This window comes from Lentzea pudingi (assembly GCF_014646255.1).
Classification (GTDB): domain Bacteria; phylum Actinomycetota; class Actinomycetes; order Mycobacteriales; family Pseudonocardiaceae; genus Lentzea; species Lentzea pudingi.
This window is the reverse complement of the sequence record NZ_BMNC01000002.1, coordinates 473,989-495,707: the sequence shown is the minus strand read 5'-3', so window position 1 is coordinate 495,707 and position 21,719 is coordinate 473,989. Positions and strand designations below refer to the sequence as shown.

The 21,719-nt window shown below is 69.9% G+C and carries 23 protein-coding genes; 14 read left to right on the top strand and 9 right to left on the bottom strand.

Annotated features, from left to right (window positions below; translation table 11 throughout):
- Window positions 1–10 precede the first annotated feature (10 nt).
- Both IEY88_RS08205 and IEY88_RS08200 read left to right on the top strand, forming a co-directional pair.
- Window positions 11–1,018 (top strand): DUF3558 domain-containing protein, encoded by a 1,008-nt coding sequence (locus IEY88_RS08205; RefSeq protein WP_189154005.1) that lies wholly within the window; start codon window positions 11–13, stop codon window positions 1,016–1,018.
- Between the two features lie 86 nt (window positions 1,019–1,104).
- Window positions 1,105–2,610: an aldehyde dehydrogenase family protein gene (locus IEY88_RS08200; RefSeq protein WP_189154004.1), complete on the top strand. Its 1,506-nt coding sequence runs from the start codon at window positions 1,105–1,107 to the stop codon at window positions 2,608–2,610.
- Between the two features lie 20 nt (window positions 2,611–2,630).
- Here the strand turns inward: IEY88_RS08200 and IEY88_RS08195 are convergent, their stop codons facing one another.
- A complete protein-coding gene (locus IEY88_RS08195; RefSeq protein ID WP_189154003.1) occupies window positions 2,631–3,623 on the bottom strand; it encodes an ABC transporter substrate-binding protein in 993 nt (330 codons plus the stop codon).
- Between the two features lie 144 nt (window positions 3,624–3,767).
- On the opposite strand from IEY88_RS08195, the gene dhaK reads away from it, so the two are divergent.
- From dhaK to dhaM, 3 genes are read left to right on the top strand one after another with little or no spacing between them, the layout of a single operon-like run.
- Complete coding sequence (dhaK, locus tag IEY88_RS08190; protein ID WP_189154002.1) at window positions 3,768–4,760, top strand: dihydroxyacetone kinase subunit DhaK; 993 nt, start codon at window positions 3,768–3,770, stop codon at window positions 4,758–4,760.
- Between the two features lies 1 nt (window position 4,761).
- Window positions 4,762–5,388 (top strand): dihydroxyacetone kinase subunit DhaL, encoded by a 627-nt coding sequence (gene dhaL, locus IEY88_RS08185; RefSeq protein WP_189154001.1) that lies wholly within the window; start codon window positions 4,762–4,764, stop codon window positions 5,386–5,388.
- Window positions 5,385–6,092 carry a dihydroxyacetone kinase phosphoryl donor subunit DhaM gene (dhaM, locus tag IEY88_RS08180; protein WP_189154000.1) on the top strand — a complete coding sequence of 236 codons (708 nt, stop codon included), beginning with the start codon at window positions 5,385–5,387 and terminating at the stop codon, window positions 6,090–6,092. The genes dhaL and dhaM overlap by 4 nt, the downstream gene beginning before the upstream one ends.
- A 311-nt stretch (window positions 6,093–6,403) precedes the next feature.
- On the opposite strand, the gene IEY88_RS45425 is transcribed toward dhaM, so the two are convergent.
- Window positions 6,404–6,625, bottom strand: coding sequence for a pentapeptide repeat-containing protein (locus tag IEY88_RS45425; protein ID WP_373294046.1), 222 nt, complete (start codon window positions 6,623–6,625; stop codon window positions 6,404–6,406).
- Between the two features lie 226 nt (window positions 6,626–6,851).
- On the opposite strand from IEY88_RS45425, the gene IEY88_RS08175 reads away from it, so the two are divergent.
- Window positions 6,852–8,627, top strand: coding sequence for a 3-hydroxyacyl-CoA dehydrogenase family protein (locus IEY88_RS08175; protein WP_229693178.1), 1,776 nt, complete (start codon window positions 6,852–6,854; stop codon window positions 8,625–8,627).
- A gap of 43 nt (window positions 8,628–8,670) precedes the next feature.
- Window positions 8,671–9,276, top strand: coding sequence for a DUF3558 domain-containing protein (locus IEY88_RS08170; protein WP_189153998.1), 606 nt, complete (start codon window positions 8,671–8,673; stop codon window positions 9,274–9,276).
- Here IEY88_RS08170 and IEY88_RS08165 read toward each other — a convergent pair.
- Window positions 9,273–9,476: an FmdB family zinc ribbon protein gene (locus tag IEY88_RS08165; protein WP_189153997.1), complete on the bottom strand. Its 204-nt coding sequence runs from the start codon at window positions 9,474–9,476 to the stop codon at window positions 9,273–9,275. The two genes, IEY88_RS08170 and IEY88_RS08165, sit on opposite strands and share 4 nt — an antisense overlap.
- A 32-nt stretch (window positions 9,477–9,508) precedes the next feature.
- Here IEY88_RS08165 and IEY88_RS08160 point away from each other — a divergent pair, with 32 nt between their 5' ends.
- Window positions 9,509–9,802 carry an Rv1322 family protein gene (locus IEY88_RS08160; protein WP_189153996.1) on the top strand — a complete coding sequence of 98 codons (294 nt, stop codon included), beginning with the start codon at window positions 9,509–9,511 and terminating at the stop codon, window positions 9,800–9,802.
- Window positions 9,803–9,805: 3 nt separating this feature from the next.
- On the opposite strand, the gene IEY88_RS08155 is transcribed toward IEY88_RS08160, so the two are convergent.
- A complete protein-coding gene (locus IEY88_RS08155) occupies window positions 9,806–10,498 on the bottom strand; it encodes an alpha/beta fold hydrolase (protein WP_189153995.1) in 693 nt (230 codons plus the stop codon).
- Window positions 10,498–11,043 (bottom strand): GNAT family N-acetyltransferase, encoded by a 546-nt coding sequence (locus tag IEY88_RS08150; RefSeq protein WP_189153994.1) that lies wholly within the window; start codon window positions 11,041–11,043, stop codon window positions 10,498–10,500. The genes IEY88_RS08155 and IEY88_RS08150 overlap by 1 nt, the downstream gene beginning before the upstream one ends.
- 24 nt (window positions 11,044–11,067) lie before the next feature.
- Here IEY88_RS08150 and IEY88_RS08145 point away from each other — a divergent pair, with 24 nt between their 5' ends.
- Window positions 11,068–11,595 (top strand): histidine phosphatase family protein, encoded by a 528-nt coding sequence (locus IEY88_RS08145; RefSeq protein ID WP_189153993.1) that lies wholly within the window; start codon window positions 11,068–11,070, stop codon window positions 11,593–11,595.
- A 90-nt stretch (window positions 11,596–11,685) separates the two neighbouring features.
- On the opposite strand, the gene IEY88_RS08140 is transcribed toward IEY88_RS08145, so the two are convergent.
- From IEY88_RS08140 to mce, 3 genes are all read right to left on the bottom strand, one after another.
- Complete coding sequence (locus IEY88_RS08140; RefSeq protein WP_189153992.1) at window positions 11,686–13,047, bottom strand: coiled-coil domain-containing protein; 1,362 nt, start codon at window positions 13,045–13,047, stop codon at window positions 11,686–11,688.
- A gap of 36 nt (window positions 13,048–13,083) precedes the next feature.
- Complete coding sequence (gene ccrA, locus IEY88_RS08135) at window positions 13,084–14,397, bottom strand: crotonyl-CoA carboxylase/reductase (protein WP_189153991.1); 1,314 nt, start codon at window positions 14,395–14,397, stop codon at window positions 13,084–13,086.
- Window positions 14,398–14,508: 111 nt separating this feature from the next.
- Window positions 14,509–14,958: a methylmalonyl-CoA epimerase gene (gene mce, locus IEY88_RS08130; RefSeq protein ID WP_189153990.1), complete on the bottom strand. Its 450-nt coding sequence runs from the start codon at window positions 14,956–14,958 to the stop codon at window positions 14,509–14,511.
- A 125-nt stretch (window positions 14,959–15,083) separates the two neighbouring features.
- Here mce and IEY88_RS08125 point away from each other — a divergent pair, with 125 nt between their 5' ends.
- From IEY88_RS08125 to IEY88_RS08105, 5 genes are all read left to right on the top strand, one after another.
- A complete protein-coding gene (locus IEY88_RS08125) occupies window positions 15,084–16,274 on the top strand; it encodes an acetyl-CoA C-acetyltransferase (RefSeq protein WP_189153989.1) in 1,191 nt (396 codons plus the stop codon).
- Between the two features lie 9 nt (window positions 16,275–16,283).
- Entirely contained in the window at window positions 16,284–17,234 is a 951-nt protein-coding gene (gene meaB, locus IEY88_RS08120; protein ID WP_189153988.1) for a methylmalonyl Co-A mutase-associated GTPase MeaB, read from the top strand.
- Window positions 17,231–17,839 (top strand): hypothetical protein, encoded by a 609-nt coding sequence (locus IEY88_RS08115; protein WP_189153987.1) that lies wholly within the window; start codon window positions 17,231–17,233, stop codon window positions 17,837–17,839. Before meaB ends, IEY88_RS08115 begins: the two co-directional genes overlap by 4 nt.
- A gap of 148 nt (window positions 17,840–17,987) precedes the next feature.
- The gene (locus tag IEY88_RS08110; RefSeq protein ID WP_189153986.1) at window positions 17,988–19,499 is read left to right on the top strand and encodes a sensor histidine kinase; all 1,512 of its coding nucleotides are present in this window, start codon (window positions 17,988–17,990) and stop codon (window positions 19,497–19,499) included.
- Window positions 19,490–20,143, top strand: coding sequence for a response regulator (locus IEY88_RS08105; protein WP_189153985.1), 654 nt, complete (start codon window positions 19,490–19,492; stop codon window positions 20,141–20,143). The genes IEY88_RS08110 and IEY88_RS08105 overlap by 10 nt, the downstream gene beginning before the upstream one ends.
- Window positions 20,144–20,155: 12 nt before the next feature.
- Here IEY88_RS08105 and IEY88_RS08100 read toward each other — a convergent pair whose 3' ends face one another.
- Window positions 20,156–21,478 carry a glycosyltransferase family 2 protein gene (locus IEY88_RS08100; protein WP_189153984.1) on the bottom strand — a complete coding sequence of 441 codons (1,323 nt, stop codon included), beginning with the start codon at window positions 21,476–21,478 and terminating at the stop codon, window positions 20,156–20,158.
- Window positions 21,479–21,719: the final 241 nt, after the last annotated feature.

Genomic DNA, 21,719 nt, shown 5'->3' with positions numbered 1-21,719 from the left:
CGTGCACGTCGTGCCTCGTTTTCGTGCCACCGCTGTGGTCGCCGCCGCCGCGTTGCTGATGGCCGGCTGTGCGACCGGGCCGGGTCTCGCCAAGACCAACTCGCCGCGCCGCACCGTGCAGGCAGGTGCGGACGCGACCACGACCGATCCGTCGACCAAGCCGTCGGCGCAGGCGGGCAAGCCCGTCGACCCGGCGTTCGCGGCGGACCGGCTGCGGCTGATCAACCCGTGCGCGCTGATCGAGAAGGACGTGCTGCAGACGGTCGGCACGCCGTCGAGGTACTCGAGCAGCTCCTACACGCGCTGCGCGAACTACATGAAGGACAAGGCCGGCAAGACGCTCAGCGTCACCATCGACATCGGCTACTCGCTGACGTCGACGGAGCTGAAGAACGCGACCAAGCAGGTCGCGGGCCTCAAGAGCGCTGAGCAGAAGCTGAACAACTCGTGCTTCATCTCGGCCGTGACGCAGGAGAACCCCCCACAGGCCGTGCGGATGCAGACGAACACCGGCACCGGCGGCGGCGAGGCGTGCGAGCCTGGTCGCAAGGTGCTGGAAGGCGCCGTGCGCAAGCTCAGGGGCAACCCGCAGAAGTACAGCCCGCCGAAGGGCTCGCCGGTCGAGGTCGACCCGTGCGCGATCGTCGAGCGGTCGACGCTCGCGCCTGTGCTCGGTGCCTCGCCGCGTGCGTTGCCGTACGGGCTGCACCAGTGCTCGTGGACGGGGCAGAACGCGCAGATGCAGATCGAGTTCAAGACGGCGCGCATCCCGAAGGACGGCAAGTTCGACAGCAGGTCCGTCGAGACCGATCTCGGCGGCGGCCTGAAGGGCTACCAGGCGTTCAGGGACGGCGCGTTCCCGACGTGCGAGCTGGTGCTGGTCCGGACGAAGGACCAGAGCGACGCGGGTGAGATCGTGGAGTTCGTGGTCGCGGCCTCGAAGGAGAAGGAGCTGGATCGCTGCCAGGCGGCGCAGGCGTTCGCCAAGGCGGTTCTTCCCCTGCTGCCCCAGGCCTGACGTACCGCGCGGGACCAGGCGGGGGCTGAAAGTTCCCCGAGTACGCGTTAGTGTCGAGGTTACTGGCGAGTACCTGGAGGGCCCCCATGACGCAGACCGCTTCGGACAGCGCGCTGTCGGCCGATGGCGAGCAGCGGCGGTTCGCATCACTGGACCCGCGCACGGGTGAGGTCGTCGCGCACCACCCGATCCACACGGCCGCCGAGGTCGAGGACGCGGTGTCCTCGGCGCGCGAGGCCGCCGCGTGGTGGGCGGGTCTCGGGTTCGAGGGCCGCAGGACCAAGCTCGACGCCTGGCGCAGGATCCTGTCGCAGCGCTCGGACGAGTTCATCGCGCTGATCAGCTCGGAGACGGGCAAGCCCGCGGACGACTCCCGCGTCGAGGTCGCGCTGGTGATGGACCACCTGCACTGGGCCTCGCGGCAGGCCGGTCGTGTGCTGGGCAAGCGCCGGGTGTCCTCGGGCATGCTGATGTTCAACCACAGCGCGACGCTGGAGTACCGGCCGTTGGGCGTCATCGGCGTCATCGGGCCGTGGAACTACCCCGCGCACACGCCGATGGGGTCGATCTCGTACGCGCTGTCCGCGGGCAACGCCGTGGTGTTCAAGCCCTCGGAGTTCACGCCCGGCGTAGGCACGTTCCTCGCGTCGACGTTCACCGAGGCGGTGCCGGAGTACCCGGTGTTCCAGGTGGTCACGGGCTTCGGCGAGACGGGTGCGGCGCTGGTCGCCTCGGGCGTCGACAAGATCGCGTTCACCGGTTCCACGCGGACCGGCAAGAAGGTCATGGCCGCGGCTGCCGCGTCGCTGACGCCGGTGCTGGTCGAGTGCGGCGGCAAGGACGCGCTGATCGTCGACTCGGACGCCGACCTGACCGCCGCCGCCGAGGCCGCGATCTGGGGCGCGGTGTCGAACGCCGGCCAGACGTGCGCGGGCGTCGAGCGGATCTACGTGGCCGAGGACGTCGCCGACGAGTTCACCGAGATCGTGGTGAAGCGGGCGAACAAGCTCAAGCCGGGTGGCGAGCCGAACGCGAACCTCGGGCCGATCACGATGCCGTCGCAGGTGGAGATCATCCGCGAGCACGTGCAGGACGCGCTGGACCGCGGTGGCAAGGCGCTGGTGGGCGGGCCGGACTCGATCAGGCCGCCGTACGTCGAGCCGGTGGTGCTGGCTGATGTGCCGGAGGACTCGCTGGCGGTCACGGAGGAGACCTTCGGGCCGACCGTGGTGATCAACCGGGTGCCGAACGCGCTGGAGGGCGTGCGGCTCGCGAACCAGTCGAAGTACGGGCTGGGTGCCGCCGTGTTCTCGAAATCGCGCGGTGAGGAGCTGGCGGCCGAGCTGCGGGTGGGGATGGTGTCGGTCAACTCCGTGCTGACCTACGCGGCGATCCCCGGGCTGCCGTTCGGCGGGGTCGGGGACTCCGGATTCGGGCGCATCCACGGTGAGGACGGGCTGCGCGAGTTCGCCTACGCCAAGGCCGTGACGAAGCTGAAGTTCACGTCGCTGATCAACATGGCGACGTTCGACAGGTCGTCCATGGCGGGCAAGCAGATGCTGCGCCTCGCGCGGATGCTCTTCGGTCGCTGAAGAGCATCCGCTGAGGTCGTTCAAGCGCCGAGCTGGGTCTTCATGTCGTCGAGGACCACGTTCGCGGCGAGCACGCCGAGACCGAGGAAGTAGGTCTCGTCGAGGACCGGCTTGGCCTTGCCCGCCTTGACGGCGTTCAGGCCGGTCCACAACGGACCGCCGAGGACGGACGCCTGCGCGGTCTTGGCCGGGTCGCCGTAGGTGGAGTACAGGATGAAGTCGCCATCGGCCTTGCCGATCTGCTCCGCGCTGACCTCGGCGGCCAGGTCGTCCACCTGGGACGACGTGGGCTGACCGATCTTGGCGTCGATCAGGATCGTGCCGATGAACGACTTCTTGGCGTAGAGACGGATGCGGCCCGGCATGAAGCGCAGCGCCGTGACCGTCGGGCGCACGCCGAGCTTCTTCTCGATGGCGTTGCCGGTCTCGGTGGCCTTGTTCGTGTAGTCCTCGAGCATCTTCGCGGCGTCGGCCTGGCGGTCGAGCGCGGCCGCGTTGAGGAGGAAGTTCTCCTTCCACACGTAGCCGGGGCGCACGCTGAACACCGTCGGGGCGATCGCGGCGAGCTTCGGGTAGAGGGCCTCCGCGCGCAGCTGCGAGCCCAGGATGAGGTCCGGGTCCAGCTTCGTGATCGCCTCGAGGTTGAGGTTGTTGGTCGTGCCGACGTTCTCCGGCGTGCCGCCCTTGTCGCCGATGTAGGTCGGCATGGTCGGGGAGCCGTCGGTGTAGGCGATGCCGACGGGCTTGATGCCGAGCGCCACGACGTTGTCGAGTTCGCCCGTGTCGAGCACGACCACCCGTTCGGGTTTCTTCTCGAGCTTGGTCTCACCCATCGCGTGCTTGATCGTGCGGGGGAACTCGCCGGGCTTCTGCGTCGTGCCGAACCCGTTGCTCAGCTCGTACGCCTTGCCGAAGTCCTCGCCACCTTGGGCGACGGTCGGCTTGTCCGGCGTGCTGGAGCAGGCGGTCAGGGTCAGGGCGACTGCTACGAGCAGCGCTGCTCTCTTGGGCACGACGTTGTTCCTCCACTACGGAACGTGATGTTGACCTGCGTTTGTAAGGGCAGGCTAACGGTAGCCGGGTCCTTTGACGGTTCCGAGTGTCAGACCCCCGGAGTAAGAAGGAACACGGTCACCGCCGATCGGAAGGGCGCAACGATGAAGAAGATCATCAACGATCCGGAAACCGTGGTGCGGGAAGCGCTGCGGGGGATGCAGGCCGCCCATTCCGATCTGCTGACCGTGCACCACGACCCAGCGGTCGTCGTGCGCGCGGACGCACCGGTGCGGGGCAAGGTCGCGATCATCTCCGGCGGGGGCTCGGGGCACGAACCGCTGCACGGGGGGTTCGTCGGGCGCGGCATGCTCTCCGCGGCCTGTCCGGGGCCGGTGTTCACGTCGCCGACGTCGGACCAGGTGGTCGACGCGATCGCGCGGACCGACGGTGGCGCGGGGGCGTTGCTGGTCGTGAAGAACTACACGGGCGACGTGCTGAACTTCGAGATGGCCGCGGAGCTCGCGGAGTCGGAGGTCAGATCGGTCGTGATCGACGACGACGTGGCGGTGCAGGACTCGTCGTACACGGCCGGGCGTCGCGGCGTCGGCGGCACGGTGCTGCTGGAGAAGATCGTGGGCGCGGCGGCCGAGCGCGGCGACGACCTGGCTGCCTGCGAGGCGCTCGCCTTACGGGTCATCTCCTCGGTGCGGTCGATGGGGCTCGCGCTGACCGCGTGCACGGTGCCGCACGTGGGCTCGCCGTCGTTCGAGCTGGCCGACGACGAGATGGAGATCGGCATCGGCATCCACGGCGAGCCGGGCCGGCGGAAGGTGAAGACCGGGTCCGCGTCCGAGATGGTGTCGGCGCTGCTGGAGCCGATCCTGGAGGACCTGCCCTTCTCGTCCGGCGATCGGGTGCTGCTGTTCACCAACGGTATGGGCGGCACACCTCTGCTCGAGCTGTACTTGGCGCACGGCATCGCGGAGCAGTTGCTGGCGGATCGGGGGATCACGGTGGAACGCAGGTTGGTCGGTCCGTACATCACGAGCCTGGAGATGCAGGGCATGAGCCTCACGCTGCTCCGCCTCGACGACGAGATGGTCGAGCTGTGGGACGCGCCGGTCCACACGGCCGCACTGCGGTGGGGAGTCTGAGGTGGGGTGCACGGCAGCGGACGTCATCGCGGCCATCCGAGCCGCCGCGGTCGTCGTCCAGGAACACCGGGACGAACTGGTGCGCCTGGACCAGGCGATCGGCGACGCCGACCACGGCGAGAACATGAGGCGGGGCTTCACCGCGGTGCTGTCCCGTTTGGACACCGAGCCGCCGGACACACCGGCCAAAGTGCTGAAACTCGTCGCCACCACCCTGATCTCCACGGTTGGCGGCGCGGCGGGCCCGTTGTACGGCACGGCTTTCCTGCGTGCCTCGTCCGCGGTGGGTGATTTGGCGGAGCTGGACGGCGACGCGGTGGCACGCGCTCTGCGGGCCGCGCTGGACGGCGTGGTGGCGCGCGGCAAGGCCGTGGTGGGCGACAAGACGATGGTCGACGCCCTCACCCCGGCCGTGACGGCAGCGGCGTGCGCCGAGGGCACGGCCGCCGCCGCCCTCTCCGCGGCGGCCGACGCGGCAGCCGAGGGAGCCACCTCGACCGTGCCGATGGTGGCCCGCAAGGGCAGGGCCTCGTACCTGGGCGACCGCAGCGCGGGCCACATGGACCCGGGAGCAAGGTCGACGGCGCTTTTGTTGCGCGCCCTCGCAGACGCGGCGGCCAAGGCATGACGGCCGCCGCGGACACCACCCGCGTGGGCCTGGTGGTCGTCTCGCACAGCGACATGCTGGCCAACGGCGTGGCGGAACTGGCCGCGCAGATGGCACCGGACGTCGCGGTGCTCCCCGTGGGCGGCACCGAGGAGGGCGGCCTGGGCACCGACTACGGCGCGGTCGTCGAAGCCCTGGCGGACGCCGACGCGGGCGCGGGCGTGGTGGTGCTCTACGACCTGGGCAGCGCCAAGATGACGGCGGAAATGGCCGTGGAATCAGCAGACGACCCGACCCGCTACACCGTGGTGGACGCCCCACTGGTCGAAGGCGCGGTGGCCGCAGCCGTGACGGCCCAGGGAGGCGCCCCCCTGGCCGACGTGGCGGCCGCGGCCGAAGGCGCCTCCGGCGAGACCCCGGTAGCCGCAGACGCCCGCCCGGCCCTGCACCTGGTGCCGGACGCGGTGTCGGCGGAAGTGCCGCTGACCAACGAGGTCGGCCTCCACGCCCGCCCGGCAGCCCTGCTGGCCCGCACCGTCGCCGAACTCGACGCCGACGTGGTCGTCCGCTACGGCGACGAGGAGGCGAACGCGGCCAGCGTGCTGGCCCTGATGGGCCTGAGCGCACCCGGCGGCAGGTCGATCACCGTGGTGGCGACGGGCAAGGACGCGGCGGAGGCGGTGCGCCGCATCGAGGAGCTGGCGGAGAGGGGGTTCGACGACTGACGACCACCGCGGACCGCGGCTTTGAGCGGCGCCCGGCCCGGTCGCCGCGGCCCGGTCACCGCGGACCGCGATGGCGGCCGGGCCGGAGGCACGGGAGGTGCTGGAGGGGCGGGGCGGCTCACCCGCAGGGCGGCTGAGCCGCAGGCGGTTCTGCCGCGGGTCCGCTTGCCACAGGTCGGCTTGCCGCGGGTCCGCTTGCCACAGGTCCGCTTGCCACAGGTCGGCTTGCCGCGGGTCGGCTTGCGAGGGTCGGCTTGCCGCGAGGCGGTGACTTCGGTTGGCGGAGCTGTGGGTTGGCTGGGAGGCGGGAGCTACCACAAGCCGCCCCGTGCATCGCGGTCCCAGCTGGCCGTTCTCGCGCCAGCTCTGCCGTCTAGCCGTGCTCGCGTCAGCTGTGCTCGCGCCAGCTGTGCTCGCGCCAGCCGTGCCCGCGCCAGCCGTGCCCGCGACAACCCTGCCGCCCATCCGTCCCGGCGCTGCTCACCTCGCGCGCCACCCTCTCCGCCGGCTCCCGTCTCTCCGCCGGCTCCCACCTTCCCGCCAGCCCCACCCGAGCCGTCCTCCACCTCGATCGGCGCAACTCCCCGTTCCCCCACACGGGTTCATCAGGCAAAAGGCCGCCCCCGCCCGTCCGCTAGACCGATAACTGTTTCGATCCCGATGGCGAAGCTCACGACGCCGCCCGCCGCCGGGAGTGGCATAGTCGCCCGCAAGTTACTCCTTAGTAGCCCACGCTTTACCCCGCATGGGAGGTCTGCAGTGGCGCGCGAAATCAACACCGTCGGAGTCGTCGGCTTCGGAACCATGGGCGCGGGCATCGTCGAGGTACTCGCGCGCACCGGGCTCGTGGTGAAGGTGGTGGAGGTCGACGCGGCCGGCGTCGAGCGCGGCCTCGGGCACCTCGAGCACTCGACGCAGCGGGCCGTGAAGCGCGAGAAGCTGACCGCGGACGAGAAGGTCGCGCTCGAAGCGCGGATCACGACGAGTCTCGACCTCGGGAGTCTTGCGGACTGCGATCTCGTCATCGAGGCGGTGCCGGAGAACGTCGAGTTGAAGGCTCGGATCTTCAAGGAGCTCGACGGGGTCCTGAAGCCCGAGGCGATCATCGCGTCCAACACGTCGTCGCTGTCGATCACCGAGATCGGTGTCGTCACGAAGCGGCCCGGCAAGGTCGTGGGGCTGCACTTCTTCAACCCCACGCAGGTCCTCAAGCTGGTCGAGGTCGTGCGCACGGTCGTCACGGAGCCGGACGTGATCACCGACGTGGTCGCGTTCACCGAGCGGCTGGGCAAGTCGCCGGTCGTGATCGGGGACAGGGCGGGTTTCATCGCGAACGCCCTCCTCTTCCCGTACCTCAACCACGCCGTGAAGATGCTGGAGTCCAAGTACGCGACGCGCGAGGACCTCGACGCGGCCATGCGGTACGGGTGTGGTTACCCGATGGGGCCGTTGGCGCTGTTGGACCTCATCGGTCTCGACACCGCGTACGAGATCCTCGACACGATGTACCACCAGTCGCGAAACCGGCTGCACTCGCCGGCCCCGTTGCTGAAGCAGATGATCACGGCCGGGCTGCTCGGCAGGAAGTCCGGGCGCGGTTTCTACACCTACGACGGGCCCGACTCGCCGGTCGTCGTCGAGGACGTGCACACACCGTCCGAAGTGGACAGCTCGGTGCAGACCCGGGAGGTCCAGCGGGTCGGTGTCATCGGCACGGGCACGATGGCCACGGGCATCGTCGAGGTGTTCGCCAAGCGCGGGTACGACGTCGTGCTGCGGGCGCGCAGCCTCGACAAGGCCGAGAAGGCGATCGGTGCGGTGCGCAAGTCGCTGGAGCGCGCGGTCAGCAAGGGCAGGCTGTCGGAGCAGGACCGCGACGCGACGCTCGCCCGCATCTCGCCCGCCGTCGAGTTCGTGGAGCTCGCGGACTGCGACCTGGTCGTCGAGGCGGTGGCCGAGGAGATCGGGATCAAGAAGGAGGTCTTCGCGGCGCTCGACGAGGTGTGCAAGCCCGGCGCCGTGCTCGCGACGACCACGTCGTCGTTGCCGGTCATCGAGGTCGCGGCGGCCACCGGCAGGCCGGCGGACGTCGTGGGGCTGCACTTCTTCAACCCCGCGCAGGTCATGAAGCTGGTGGAGGTCGTCGAGACGATCTCCACGGGTGCCGACGTGGTCGCGACGGCCCGCAAGATCTGCCTCGACCTCGGCAAGCACCCGGTGCACTGCGGTGACGTGGCCGGCTTCATCGTCAACGCGCTGCTCTTCCCGTACCTGAACGACGCGGTGAAGATGCTGGAGGCGCACTACGCCGAGGCCGACGACATCGACAACGCCATGAAGGTCGGCTGCGGACTGCCGATGGGACCGTTCGCGCTGCTCGACGTCGTGGGGCTGGACGTGTCGCTGGCGATCGAGCGGACGCTCTACAACGAGTTCCGCGAGCCCGGCTTCGCGCCGGCACCGTTGCTGGAACACCTGGTCACGGCCGGTCGTCTCGGCCGCAAGACGGGCAAGGGGTTCCGCGACTACTCGTGAGCCGCTCACAGGGGCACCATGTCCCGTCTGGCATGGTGGTGCCATGCGGCGACTGGTGCTCCTGTTGGCTGTCCTCGTGCTCGCGTCCGGCTGTGCGCGTGTGACCGTCGAGGGCAGCCCGGTCGCGCAGGCGCCCCTCGACGCGTCCTCGCCGTTCGACCAGGAAGGGTCCACCGACCCGAGCACGGACCCGAGCACCGAGCCCAGCGAGTCCGAGGACCCGGAGACCGCGCCGGTCGACGGCGAGATCACGCCCAACTGCGCCAAGCTCAAGTGGACGGACCTGCCCTACCCCGGCGCCAAGGCCGAGACGCCGCCCACGCAGATCAACTACGACTCGACGTTCGAGGAGTCGTGCCGCTGGATGACGAAGATCGACGACGTCGAAGTCGGTGTCTCCCTGCGGTTCCGGGACAGCCGGCAGATCAAGATCGAGCGCACCACCGGCGAGTGGGACGTGAAGGGCCACAAGGTCTCGTACCTCGACCGCACCGGCGAGCAGGAGGTCGAGCCGTCGTGCGTGCTCACCCTGCCCTACAACGGTGGTGGGCTCGGGATCATCGTCATCGACTCGACCGGCAAGTTCGGCGGCGTCTGCGACCAGGGCCGCAAGGTCGCCGAGGTCATGATCGACCGCGAGGCGTCCTAACCGCAGCACCCTCCGCCGCAGCACCCTCCGCCGCCACCGGGTGCGGCCTGCTGCGTGCCGCCGATCCCGGCCATGGACAGCAGCTTCACCGTGTCGGGATGGCCCTGCGGACAGCTCGCGGGCGAGGACGACTCGCTCATCGGGCGCTGCACGTCGAAGGTGTCGTCGCAGGTTCGGCAACGGAACTCGTAGGTCGGCACGCCCCGATTCTACGAGCGGTTACCGTGTGGCCGTGCCACGTCGTAACAGCCCCAAGCCAGAAGACCCACGTCCCCTCGGCGGGGGTGTGGGTTGGGCGCGCACGGAGTCGGGCCCGGACGGCGACTGGCTGGTCCGCGCCATCTCGGGCGCGCAGGCGCAGAAGACCTACCGCTGCCCGGGCTGCGACCACGAGATCCGGCCCGGCGTCGCCCACGTCGTGGCGTGGCCCGCGCAGGAGACGGGCTCGGTGGAGGAACGGCGCCACTGGCACCAGGCGTGCTGGGACTCGCGCGGCCGGCGTGGCCCGACCGCGCGCCGCTGGTAGTCCCTAGATCCCCACCTGCTCCCGCCACCGTTCGAGCCGGAAGCGGAACTCGTCCGGCCGTTCGACAGGCGGCAGGTGGCCCGCGTCCTCGATGCGCTCGCTGGTGGAGTGCATCAACGTCACCGCGAGCTTCGCGGCCACGTCGGGCGGCGTGAGCTTGTCGTGCTCGCCCACCAGCACCAGCGACGGGACGTTCACCGACTCCAGCACGTCCGTCGAGTCGGGCCGCTTCGCCATCGCGCGCTGCCACCACGCCACGTCCTCGGCCCGCTGCTCGAGGATCATGGTGCGCACCAGCGCCCGCGCCGTGTCCGAGGTACCCGGGCCGAGCAGGTTCGGCAGCATCGCGTCCGCCAGCCAGTCGCCGACGCCCTCGCGTTCGACGCGGTCCGCCATCGCGTGCCGGTTCGCGGCCGCTTCCGGCGCGTCCGCGGTGTGCTTGGTGTCGACAAAGACCAGGCCCTTGACGCGCTCCGGCGCACGCCTGAGCAACGCCATCGCCACGTAGCCGCCCATCGAGCAGCCGCCGAGCACGACGCTGTCCAGCTTCCGCTCGTCGAGCACGCCGAGCACGGAGGCCGCGACGGTGTCGAGATCGGGCTCGCCGTGGCCGCGCAACGACGGCGTCAGCGCGCCCGGCACGTCCCACATCCGCGCGTCGAGCGGAAAGGCGTGCAGCAGCACCAGGTCGTCCATCAGCTCTCCCACTCCGGCGCCAGCAACGACCAGACCTCGAGGTCCTGACGAACCCCGCGGAACAGGAAGTACGAGCGCAGCACCCCGTCCTTGCTCATGCCGAGCCGCCGCGCGACCGCGATGCTGGGCGCGTTCGCCGACGACACCAGCCACTCAACCCGATGCACGCCGCGCTCGCGAATCAGCCAGTCGACCAGGAGCCTCGCCGCCCGCGTGATCAGCCCCTTGCCGGTCGCGGCCGGCTCCAGCCAGACGCCGATCTCGGCGCGGCCCTGCGGGACGTCCATCACCCGGATCAGCACACCGCCGACCAGCTTGTCGTCCAGCCAGATCCCGAAGATCCGCCCGGTGTCGGCCGCCGCCTTGTCCGCGTAGTCCTGCAACAGTTCCCGCGCGCTCTCCAGGTCCTTCGCCCGGTCGGCGAACCCGATGTGCTGCCCGATGAACTCCCGGCCGCGCTCCATGTGCGCGAAGAACTCCCCGGCCTGCCACGGGTCCAGCGGCCTGAGCTCGGCACCGTCGGTGCCCAGCGGTTTCACGAACATCCTGTTCCCCCAAGATGGTGTGTTGTGACCACACGAATCGTATTGGTGCGCCACGCGCAGTCTGTGCCGCCGCGCTTCGGCGTGCCCGACGACGACCGGCGGCCGTTGACGGCAGTCGGCCTGGCAGCGGCGGAGGCGTTGAGTGAGCGTCTTGTCGCGTACGCGCCGGCGGCGGTGCTGTCGAGCCCGCAGACGCGCGCGGTGCAGACCGTCACGCCTGCGGCTCGTGAGCTGGGCTTGGAGGTCACGACGTGGCCCGAGCTGCGGGAGTGGGAGTCGGGGCTGTTGCCGAGCGCGGACTGGGAGGACCTCTACACCCGGAGCTGGGCACGTCCCGAGTCGGTGCACGGGACGGGGGAGAGCCTCGACGAGGTGACCGTGCGGGCCGGGAAAGCGTTGGCGCGCATGGGGGTGGAGTTCCCGGACGCGACCGTGCTCGTCGGGTCGCACGGGACGTTCGTGTCGCGTGCGCTGATCGCGGCAGGACAGCACGCGGACTGGGAGTCGTGCCGCGCGATGCCGATGCCGGCGATCTACGAGGTCACGGCCTGACCTGCACGGACGCGAAATTGTCGGTGTCGGCTGGGATAATTGAAATCAGGGGTCCCCCTGGGCGGGGGACCCCTGCGTGAGCTTGCGGCGTCAGGACTTCTTGGCCGTCTGCGGGCGCGCGAGCTGGGCGGTCGGGCCGTCGAGCTGCGGTTTCTGGGCCTGGGGCGCCTGAGGTGCCGGCTTGTTCGGCGCGGCGGGAGCGGCCTGCTGTGCCTGTGCGGGCTGTGCCTGTGAGGGCTGTGCAGATGCGGGCTGTGCAGGTGCCGGAGCTGCCGGAGCCTTGGCGGGCTGTGCCGGTGCGGTTGGCGCCGAAGCACTTGGACCCTGCGCCGGTGCACTCGGACCCTGCGCCGGTGCACTCGGACCCTGCGCCGGTGCACTCGGACCCTGTGCCGGCGCGCTCGGACCCTGTGCCGGAGCAGACGGGCCCGGAGCCGGGGCAGCGGCCCGCTTCTCCTCCTCCACCGGGTCGAGCAGCGGCACGACCTCCTGCAGTGCCGTCCGCACGTTGTGGAGCTGGTGCGAGAGGCGGTTGCGGAGGTTGCGGAGCTGTTCGACGCGCTGGGTGGCGGCGGTGGTGCGGCGGTTGGCCTCCTCGGTGGCCTCGCGCACGCGGCGGTTCGACTCGTCGGTCGCTTCCTGGATGCGGGCGGTGGCCTCGGTGACCGAGTCGTGGCGGCGGCGGTTCGCCTCTTCGGTGGCCTCGCGGACTCGGCGTTCGGCGTCGGCCTTGGACGCGGCCTGCTCGGCGGCGACTGCGGCGCGGACTCGTGCGGCTTCCTCGGCGGCCTCGCGCATGCGGCGGTCGGCCTCGCCCTTGGAGGCGGCCTCCTGTGCCGCCAACGTTGCCATCGCCTCGGAGCGGCGGGCGGCCATCGCGATCTCGAAGTCCTCTTCGACGGTCACGCGGCGCTGTTCGGACTCGTCGGCGATCTTGCGGGCGGCGGACTCGGCCTCGGAGACGATCTTCTCGGCCTCGGTGCGCGCGGTCTGGAGGACGCCCTTGTGCTCGGCCTCCATGGCGGCGCGGCGCTCGTCCAGTTCGGCGATCAGCGTTTCGTAGCGCTGGCGCAGCACACCCGCGTCGGCTTCCGCCTTGGCGCGGATGTGCCCGCCCTCCGCTTCGGCACGGGCCTTGATCTCGTTGGCCTCGTCCTGGGCCAGCCGCAGCATGCGCTGGAGGCGCTCGGAAAGCCCCTCCAGCGTCGTCGGCGGCAGCGACAGGCGTTCCACCTGGTTGCGCATCTCGGAGATCTCCGAGCGTGCTGCTTCCAGCTGGCGCGCCAGGTCGGACGTCTGGGACACGGCGGCATCGCGGTCCGCGGCGAGCAGCCGCAGGTCCGAGTCGAGGCGTTCGAGATGATCCTCGACCTGAGCGCGGTCGTAACCGCGCTTGACGATGTCGAAGCCGGATCCCAGTGGGACGAGGTCACGGTCGTCGGCGAGGCCCATGCCCCTCACGCTACCCGTTCGAGTGGCCCCGGAAGGTCACACACCCCGGAATCGATTGATACCTGTGAGGTGCTTCGCGCGCAGTTCGTGATCCAGCACACCAAGACCTTCTTCCGGCGCAAGGCAGAGCACGCCGACCTTGCCCTGGTGCGCGTTGCGGTGCACGTCGTGCGCGGCCTGGCCCGTTTCGTCCATTGAGTACACCTTGGACAGAGTCGGGTGGATCTTTCCCTTGGCGATCAAGCGGTTCGCCTCCCACGCCTCGCGGTAGTTCGCGAAGTGCGAGGAGAGGATGTGCTTGAGGTTCATCCAGAGGTAGCGGTTGTCGTACTGGTGCATGTACCCGGAGGTCGACGCGCACGTCACGATCTTGCCGCCCTTGCGCGCGACGAACACCGACGCGCCGAACGTCTCCCGGCCGGGGTGCTCGAACACGATGTCCGGGTCCTCGCCGCCGGTCAGCTCGCGGATCTTCGCGCCGAACCGCTTCCACTCGCGCGGGTCCTGCTCGTGCTCGTTCTTCCAGAACTTGTAGCCCTCGGCCGAACGATCGATGATCAGTTCGGCGCCCATGGAACGAACGATCTCCGCCTTCTCCGGCGAGGAGACGACGCACACGGGCGTCGCGCCGCCGTTCAACGCGAACTGCGTGGCGTACGAACCGAGGCCGCCCGACGCGCCCCAGATCAGCACGGTGTCGCCCTGCTTCATGTTCGCGCCGTTGGTCGACACGAGCTGCCGGTACGCGGTGGAGTTCACCAGGCCCGGCGACGCCGCCTCCTCCCACGTGAGGTGCTTCGGCATCGGCATCAGCTGGTTCGACTTCACCAGCGCGAGGTCCGCGAGGCCACCGAAGTTCGTCTCGAAGCCCCAGATGCGCTGCTGGGGGTCGAGCATCGTGTCGTTGTGGCCGTCCGGCGCCTCCAGCGGCACGTCCAGGCAGTGCGCCACGACGCGGTCGCCCGGCTTCCACGCGGTGACGCCGGGCCCGGTGCGCACGACGACGCCGGCCAGGTCCGATCCCACGACGTGGTACGGCAGGTCGTGGCGGCCGCCCAGCTTGCGCAGGAAGCCGAACGTGGACACCGGCTCGAAGATCGAGGTCCACACGGTGTTGTAGTTGATCGCGGACGCCATGACGGCGACCAGGGCCTCGCCCGGACCGAGCTCCGGCGTGGCGACCTCGTCGACGTGCAGCGACTTGCGCGGGTCCTTGTCCCGCGTCTCGAGGCCCGAGAACATGTCGGCCTCGTCCGCGTGCACGGTCACGCCCCGATAGCTCTCCGGAACGTCCAACGAACCGATCGCATCCAGCTCGTCGGCCAGGATCGCGTCAAGGATCTTCTGCACGGCGGCATTCCTTCCCTAGTGAGGGATAGTCGCAGGTTGCCGGAGGTTACTCAGTAGTAACCGATTCAGAATCCCGCTTGTGAGGGATTCCACTCCGAAGTGTCGGACGGGCTAGTGCGCTGACCCGGCTGCGGGCTCGACCAGCTCGATGAGCACACCACCGGCGTCCTTCGGGTGCACGAAGTTGACCCGGCTGTTGGACGTACCGCGCCGCGCCGCGTCGTAGAGCAGTCGCAGGCCCTTCGCCCGCAACGCGTCCGCCGCGACGTCCACATCGGACACCCGGTAGGCGAGCTGCTGCAGGCCGGGGCCGGAGCGGCCGATGAACTTGGCGATCGTCGAGTCCTCGTTCAACGGCGCCAGCAGCTGGATCGCGGTGCCGCCGGAGTCGCCGGGCGCGTGCAGCATGGCCTCGCGCACGCCCTGCTCCTCGTTCACCTCTTCGTGCGCCACCTCGAGGCCGAAGTTGTCGCGGTAGAACGCGATGGCCACGTCGAGATCGGGCACCGCGATGCCCACGTGGTCGACCGCGGTCACGAATCGAGCGATGTCTGCGTTCATGGTCGGTGAGGGTATCCACGTGATCGGTGCAGGTGCTCCTGTGCGAGGTCTCACACGATTACCGCCCGGTAGCCCCAGGTATGGTGCCTAGTTAACGACCGTTCGCTCTTCCAATGGAGGCAGTTGTGTCCGGTTCCGTGATCGTCGCCGGGGCGCGTACCCCGATGGGCCGACTGCTGGGATCGCTCAAGGACTTCTCGGGCGCCCAGCTGGGTGGCGTCGCGATCAAGGCGGCACTGGAACGCGCGGGCGTCGCCCCCGAGCAGGTGCAGTACGTGATCATGGGTCAGGTGCTCACCGCCGGCGCGGGCCAGATCCCCGCCCGCCAGGCCGCGGTGGCCGCGGGCATCCCGATGAGCGTGCCCGCGCTGACCATCAACAAGGTGTGCCTGTCCGGCATCGACGCGATCGCGCTGGCCGACCAGCTGATCCGCGCCGGCGAGTTCGACGTCGTCGTGGCCGGTGGCCAGGAGTCGATGACGCAGGCGCCGCACCTGCTGCCGAAGTCGCGCGGCGGGTTCAAGTACGGCGACGTGACGATGGTCGACCACATGGCGCACGATGGCCTGTTCTGCGCGTTCGACCAGGTCGCGATGGGCGTCTCGACTGAGAAGTACAACGGCCGCTACGGAGTCACGCGCGAGGAGCAGGACGCGTTCTCCGCGCGCTCGCACCAGCTCGCCGCGAAGGCCGCCGGGAACGGTGTGTTCGACGCCGAGATCGCGCCGGTGTCGATCCCGCAGCGCAAGGGCGACCCGGTCCTGTTCGCCACGGACGAGGGCGTCCGCGCCGACACGACGGCCGACTCGCTCGGCAAGCTGCGCCCGGCGTTCGCCGCGGACGGCACCATCACCGCGGGCTCGGCGTCGCAGATCTCCGACGGCGCGGCGGCCGTGGTCGTGATGAGCAAGGCGAAGGCCGAGGAACTGGGCCTCGAGTGGATCGCGGAGATCGGCGCCCACGGCGTCGTCGCGGGCCCGGACGCCTCGCTGCACGAGCAGCCGTCCAACGCCATCAAGGCCGCCTGCGCCAAGGAGGGCATCGACCCCGCCGACCTCGACCTGATCGAGATCAACGAGGCGTTCGCGGCGGTCGGCATCGTGTCCTCCCGTCAGCTCGGGATCTCCGAGGACAAGGTCAACGTCAACGGCGGCGCCATCGCGCTGGGCCACCCGATCGGCATGTCCGGCGCCCGCATCGCCCTGCACCTCGCTCTCGAGCTGCAGCGGCGTGGCGGCGGCGTGGGTGCGGCGGCACTGTGCGGTGGTGGTGGTCAGGGCGACGCTCTGATCATCCGCGTGCCCGCCAAGGCCTAGTCTGCGCCCGTGGGCACAGCTGTTGACGTAGCAGGACTGGTCGACCGCGCGCGTGACGGCGAGCCGCGCGCGGTCGCCAGGCTGATCTCCCTGGTGGAACAGGCGAGCTCGGCCCTCCCGGAGGTGGCGGCGGCCCTCGCCCCGCACACCGGCAACGCCCAGGTCATCGGCCTGACGGGCGCTCCCGGCGTGGGGAAGTCGACCTCCACGAACGCCCTCGTGCGCGCCTTCCGCGCCCAGGGCAAGCGGGTCGCGGTGATCGCCGTCGACCCGTCCAGCCCGTTCTCCGGCGGTGCGCTGCTGGGCGACCGGGTGCGCATGGGCGACCACGCCACGGACCCCGGTGTCTTCATCCGCTCGATGGCCACGCGCGGGCACCTCGGCGGCCTGTCCTGGGCCACCCCGCAGGCGTTGCGCGTGCTCGACGCCGCCGGTTTCGACGTGGTCCTCGTGGAGACGGTCGGCGTGGGTCAGTCCGAGGTCGAGATCGTCGCGCTGGCCGACACCACCATCGTGCTGCTGGCGCCGGGCATGGGCGACGGCATCCAGGCCGCGAAGGCGGGCATCCTGGAGATCGCGGACGTCTTCGTGGTCAACAAGGCCGACCGCGACGGTGCCGACCAGACCGCGCGCGACCTCAAGTACATGATCTCCCTGGGCCGCCGCGACCGCGAGGGCCCGCTGTGGCGCCCGCCCGTCGTGAAGACGGTGGCCGCTCGCATGGAGGGTCTCGACCGCGTGGTCGAGGCGATCACCGAACACCAGTCGTGGATGGCCGAGCACGGCGAACTCCGGGAACGCCGCCTCCGCCGCGCGGGTGCGGAGATCGAGGCGATCGCCGTCGAACGCGTCCGCACCCGGTTCGGCCCGGTCGACCAGCTGGCGAAGCGCGTCGTCGAGGGTGAGCTCGACCCGTTCGCCGCCGCAGAGGTGTTGATCAGCGGTAACCTGCGGCCATGACCGCCTGGGGAGGGCCTCCGCCCGTCGTCGTCGACCTCGGCAAGAGCGACACCCGCAAGGTCCTGGTCGGCGGCTCGGTCGCCGGCGTCCTGGGCGTCCTCGCCCTGGTGGGCGCCGTCAGCGCGTTCGTGGACGGCGAGCCGGTGGGCGGCAGCATCGCGGCCGTCATCGGCGTCGCCTTCACCGGCATCGGCGTGATGGCCGTGGTGAAGTGGAAGACGATCTCGCGCCCCCGCAAGCTGGTCATCGAGCAGCAGGGCATCCGCCTCGACGACCCGCAGGGCATGCCGTGGGCCGTGGCCTGGCAGGAGCTCGGCGCGATCTCGATCTCCCGGACCCAGGAACGCGCCGTCCAGCTCGCGGACGCCCTGGTGCGCCGCACGCTCGTGCGCGTGGACCTGCACCCGCGCGACCCGCAGCGGTTCCGGCCCGCGCACCCGACGATGGAACCCCTGTGGGAGTTCCACCGGGTGCGGAACGGCTACCGGTTGCCGCTCGGTGACTCGGCCGGGTTCATCGCGCCGCTCGACCACGGGCTGCGCACGTTCGCCCCGCAGATCTACCGCGGTGTCGTCGACGAGGGCTTCACGGTCGGCCTGCACTGAGCCGCCGCGTCTGCCAAACAAGACGCACCTCTACTCTCGGTAGTCCCATAGTTCACTGTTTGCAGTGATGGTCTCCCCCTTGACTTCGCAGGAGAGTTACCCTCAGTCGTTCGTGCGGTGTCACTTCTATCCCCCAAGGGGTGAAGCCGTGGGCGGCAACGTGAGCACGGAGCAGCGTGTGCTGGACGTTGTGCTGTCCTTCGCCGAGGACGACACCCTCCCCGATCTCCTGCGCCACGTCGTCGAGTCGGCCTGCGACCTGATCGGAGCCTCCTACGGCGCGCTGGCCGTGATCCACGGCCACAAAGAGCTGACCGAGTTCACCGCGACCCACGGCGGCCAGGTGCAGATCACCTCGGGCGACCCGCGCTCGATCGGCGTGGCCGACTTCCTCGGCGCCCCGATCAAGGTCCACGACGAGACCTTCGGCAACCTCTTCCTCACCGGGAAACCGGAGTTCACCGCCCAGGACCGCGACGTCCTCACCGCGCTGGCGACGGCAGCGGGAAGCGCTGTGGGCCACCTCGACCGCTACGAGCGGACGCGCAAGCGCGAGGCGTGGCTCAGGGCCGCCGCCGACGTGACCACCGATCTCCTGCTGGGCACGAACGGCAGGGACGCGCTCTACCTGGTGGCGAGGACCGCGCGCCTCACGGCCAACGCCGACTTCGCCGCGGTCGTCCTCCCCGACCACAACGGCGACCTCGTCATCGAGGTGACCGACGGCGGCAGCTACGACGCCGAGGGCATGCGGGTGCCGAGAGAAGGCACCGCCACCCACCGGGTCTTCGAGTCCGGCATGGGGGAGTGCCACGAGGAGGGCGGGCTGGAGGCGGTGCCGGGGCCGTGCGCCGTCGTGCCGCTCACGGTGGGCGAACGGACGATCGGCGTCCTCGTCGTCGCGCGGCCGCCGGGCGAACCCAGCTTCGACGACCCCGACCTCATCGAGGCCTTCGCCGCGCAGGCCGCGCTGGTGCTGGAGTTCACGCGGGCCAGGGGCGACACCGAGCGGCTCGCGGTGCTGGAGGACCGCGACCGCATCGCGCGGGACCTGCACGACCTGGTCATCCAGCGGCTGTTCGGCCTCGGCCTCGGCCTCCAGGGGCTGACGGGGATGAGCGTCAGGCCCCAGGTCGTCGAGCGGATCAGCGGGTTCGTCGAGGAGGTCGACCATACGATCCGCGAGATCCGCCGCACCATCTTCTCCCTGCAGGGACCACCTCCCGGGGGTGCGAGCCTGCGCGGACAGCTGCTCAACGCGGTGCACGACTCCGCACGGCTGCTGGGGTTCGAGCCGGACGTGTCGCTCGAAGGCCCGTTGGACACCGTGGTGCCGGACCAGGTCCGGCCCGATCTCCTCGCGACTCTGAGAGAGGCGCTCACGAACGTCGTGCGCCACGCACGGGCGAAGCACGTCGCTGTCTCCGTGAGCGTGGATCGCACCGTGACGAGTCTTGAACTCATGGTCAAGGACGACGGCAGGGGCTTGCCGTTGGCTGACGATTCCAGTGACGTGCCGCATCACGCCGGAGGACTCGCGAACATGGCGGCTCGGGCGCGGCGCCACCACGGCGACTGCGCGGTCGACTCGATCCCCGGCGCGGGGGTGAGCATCACCTGGTTCGTTCCGCTGGTCCTGCAGGAGGCGAGATGGCGATAGCGGTGCTGTTGGTGGACGACCACGAGATCGTGCGACGCGGACTCGTGCAGTTGCTGGCGCAGGCGGAGGACGTCGAGGTCGTCGGCCAGGCGGACAGCGCCACGGCCGCGGTCGCGCAGGCACCGCGGCTCAAACCCGACGTGGCGATCATCGACGTGCGGTTGCCCGACGGCGACGGCGTCACGGTGTGCCGGGAGATCAGGAGCATCGTGCAGCCGCCGCCCGCGTGCCTGATGCTCACGTCCTACTCGGACGACGAGGCGCTGTTCGGAGCGATCATGGCCGGCGCGTCCGGGTACATGCTGAAAGAGGTGACCGGCAACGACCTCGTGGCCGCCGTCCGCACCCTCGCCTCGGGTGGATCGCTGCTGCACGCCGGCGTCACGGCCACCGTCCTGCAACGGCTTCGCGGCGGCCCCGAGGAGGATCCGCGCTATGCCGCGCTCAGTCCCCAGGAGCGCCGCATCCTCGACCTCATCGCCGAGGGCATGACGAACCGGCAGATCGCCAACCGCCTGTTCCTGGCGGAGAAGACCGTGAAGAACTACGTGTCGTCGTTGCTGCACAAGCTCGGCTTCGACCGCCGCACCGAGGCGGGCGTCTACGCGGCCCGGCGCAGACGCGCGCACCCCGGCACGTTCTAGAACCTCTGACGGCTAAGCGATCTTCGGCACGGGCTTGGCCGTCACCACCGGAACTTCCTTCTCCGCCAGGCGTTCCGTCTTCGCCCACGTGTTGCGCCCGGCGAAGTGCCGGTACAGGGCGCGCAGCGTCGAGACCGACCCCAGGACCATGAAGAGCGGATAGGCCAGGCTGACCAGCAGGCATCTCCACAACGGTTCGTCGCCGTGCCTGAGCCGGTGCACCAGGCCCCAGATCAGGCCGGGCAGCAGCAGCGCCACCAGCCAGATCCCCAGCGCCAGCAAGGCGTTCGAGCCGTCCACGGTGAACCCGGCGATCTCGTGCCCGGCGAACTGGGCGTAGAAGCCGAAGCCCACCAACGCGGTGATGAGCAACGTCATCGGCGCGACCAGCCACGGCGTGAGCAGGTACTGCAGGAACTCCAGCAGTGCGAAGGAACTCACGTGCTTGGCGCGGACGAGCTTCGGCACGTAACCAAGGCACTGCAGGTTGCCCTGGCCCCAGCGGGTGCGCTGGCGCAGCAGCCGTCGCACGTCCACGAGGCCCTGCTGGGTGATCGTCGCGTGCGTGGCGTACCGGATCCGCTGTCCGGTCAGGTGCACGCGCAGGCCCAGTTCCAGGTCCTCGACCAGGCACGCCGACCACGGGGCCTCGCCCAGGCCCATCAACGTGCTGAGACGCACGAACTGGCCGTTGCCACCGAGTCCGACCGTGCCGAGGACGTCCCGCAGCGACTGCGAGGCGTCGACCACACAGCTGAACTCCAGGTCCTGCAGGAACGCCAGCAGGTTGGTGCGGTTGTGGATCCGGACCCGGCACTGCACGGCACCGACGCCTCGCCGGGCGAAGTACGCGGAGATCTCGGACAGCATGCCGGGCTCACCGCGGCCGTCACCGTCGATCACGCCGACGATCGTGCGGTGGACCGTACCGGCCTCCTCGGCGATGTCGCGGATGTAGGCGAAGGCGTGGTTCAGCGCCTCGCCCTTGCCCTTGCGGGCTTCCGGCGGGGTGCGTCTGAGGACGTGCAGCCGGTCGTCGTCGATCTCGGCGAGCACGTGCGGAGTGCGGTCGTCGGAACCGTCGTCCACGACGACGACTTGAACCGGAGTGCGCGCATCGTCCAATGCGAGTGCGGAGCGCACCGTGTTGGCCACGACACGTTCCTCGTTCAATGCCGGAATGATGATCCAGTACTCCAGCGGATGCCGCGAGGGAACCTCCGGTCCGCCCGGTTTCGGGCGCCACCAGACGAACACCGCGAGCGCCAGGTTGTAACTGGGCCAAAACACCAGAAGAACGAGCATGAACGTCGCGAATTGTGTCGTGTCTGTCATGACACAAACCTGTCTACAAAAGCGGTTGCAGGGGCAACAACAGGGAAGCTCTTGTGAAGTTGAGTCATCGCTGCTCCCGGTAACGAAGCGCTGGGCCAGTGCGAAATACCAGACAGCAGGCCCGGGAGCTGGTGTTCGAGGCGAGACTAAGGGCTGACGCGGCAGAGCGTCAACCGGCCATATCGGGGACGAATGGACCTTCGTTACACGGGTCCACAATGTTGATCACCGATATGGCGGT

Excerpts from the sequence above, each read along its gene's own strand:
- IEY88_RS08100 (WP_189153984.1), bottom strand. The coding sequence starts at position 21,478 with ATGACAGACACGACACAATTCGCGACGTTCATGCTCGTTCTTCTGGTG.
- IEY88_RS08150 (WP_189153994.1), bottom strand. The coding sequence starts at position 11,043 with ATGTTCGTGAAACCGCTGGGCACCGACGGTGCCGAGCTCAGGCCGCTG.
- dhaM (WP_189154000.1), top strand. The coding sequence starts at position 5,385 with ATGACGGCCGCCGCGGACACCACCCGCGTGGGCCTGGTGGTCGTCTCG.
- IEY88_RS08155 (WP_189153995.1), bottom strand. The coding sequence starts at position 10,498 with ATGGACGACCTGGTGCTGCTGCACGCCTTTCCGCTCGACGCGCGGATG.
- mce (WP_189153990.1), bottom strand. The coding sequence starts at position 14,958 with ATGAACGCAGACATCGCTCGATTCGTGACCGCGGTCGACCACGTGGGC.
- IEY88_RS08170 (WP_189153998.1), top strand. The coding sequence starts at position 8,671 with ATGCGGCGACTGGTGCTCCTGTTGGCTGTCCTCGTGCTCGCGTCCGGC.
- IEY88_RS08105 (WP_189153985.1), top strand. The coding sequence starts at position 19,490 with ATGGCGATAGCGGTGCTGTTGGTGGACGACCACGAGATCGTGCGACGC.
- IEY88_RS08200 (WP_189154004.1), top strand. The coding sequence starts at position 1,105 with ATGACGCAGACCGCTTCGGACAGCGCGCTGTCGGCCGATGGCGAGCAG.
- dhaK (WP_189154002.1), top strand. The coding sequence starts at position 3,768 with ATGAAGAAGATCATCAACGATCCGGAAACCGTGGTGCGGGAAGCGCTG.
- IEY88_RS08140 (WP_189153992.1), bottom strand. The coding sequence starts at position 13,047 with ATGGGCCTCGCCGACGACCGTGACCTCGTCCCACTGGGATCCGGCTTC.
- IEY88_RS08115 (WP_189153987.1), top strand. The coding sequence starts at position 17,231 with ATGACCGCCTGGGGAGGGCCTCCGCCCGTCGTCGTCGACCTCGGCAAG.